The organism is Methylobacterium sp. WL6, from assembly GCF_008040095.1.
GTDB lineage: Bacteria > Pseudomonadota > Alphaproteobacteria > Rhizobiales > Beijerinckiaceae > Methylobacterium.
The window spans coordinates 1-1,008 of sequence record NZ_VRVH01000600.1 but is presented as its reverse complement, the minus strand read 5'-3'; the positions used below and the strand labels follow the sequence as shown (position 1 = coordinate 1,008).

Annotated in this window: 1 protein-coding gene; it reads right to left on the bottom strand. The window is 64.6% G+C overall.

Annotated features, from left to right (window positions below; genetic code table 11):
• Positions 1 to 1,008 (bottom strand): PQQ-dependent dehydrogenase, methanol/ethanol family (locus FV230_RS28665; RefSeq protein ID WP_246695053.1); only part of this gene is annotated, 1,008 nt, incomplete at both ends.

Sequence of the window (1,008 nt, the reverse complement as noted above, 5' to 3'; positions counted from 1 at the left end):
TTGAGGGTGTAGCCGAAGCCGTTGCGGTCGAAGTGGGTCAGCAGCGGGGTCTCCTTGCCGCCGACCTTCTGATCCGTGAGGATCATCTCGTTGATGCCGTCGTAGTCCCACTCGTCGTGGGGGGTCATCTGGTAGACCCACTTGGCCACGCCCGTGTCGGGGTTACGCGCCCAGATGGTCATCGACCAGCGGTTTTCGCCCGGACGCTGCTTGGGGTTCCAGGTCGAGGGGTTGCCCGAGCCGTAGTACATCAGGTCGAGCTTGGGGTCGTAGGAGAACCAGCCCCAGGTGCAGCCGCCGCCGGTCTTCCACTGGTCGCCTTCCCAGGTCTTGGTCGACGAGTCCTTGCCCACCGGCTTGCCGAGGTAGGTGGTCTTCTCCGGGTCGACCAGCATCTGGTCGTCCGGGCCGATCGAGTAGCCGCGCCAGACCTTCTTGCCGGTCTTGGCGTCGTAGGCGGTCACGTGGCACTGCACGCCGAACTCGCCGCCCGAGATGCCGACGATGATCTTGTCCTTCACCGGCAGGACCGTGGCGGTGTTGGTCTCGCCCTTCTTCGGGTCGCCGTTCACCACCGACCAGTTCACCTTGCCGGTCTTGGCGTCGAGCGACACCACCGTGGTGTCGGCCTGGTGCAGGATGATCGCGTTGTCCGAGTAGGCCAGGCCGCGATTGACCGTGTCGCAGCACATCACCGGGATCACCGACGGGTCCTGCTTGGGCTCGTACTTCCACACGATCTTGGCCTCGTGGTCGAGGTCGAGCGCGTAGACGATGTTCGGGAACGGCGTGTGGACGTACATCATGTTGCCGACGACGAGCGGCGAGCCCTCGTGGCCGCGCAGAACGCCCGTCGAGAAGGTCCAGGCCACCTGGAGGTTCTTGACGTTGCCCGCGTTGATCTGGTCGAGCTTCGAATAGCGCGTGTTGGCGTAGTCGACCGTCTGCAGCACCTGCTCGGCCGGGTTCGCCAGATGCTTCATCAGATCGTCGTTCGCGATCGCCGGG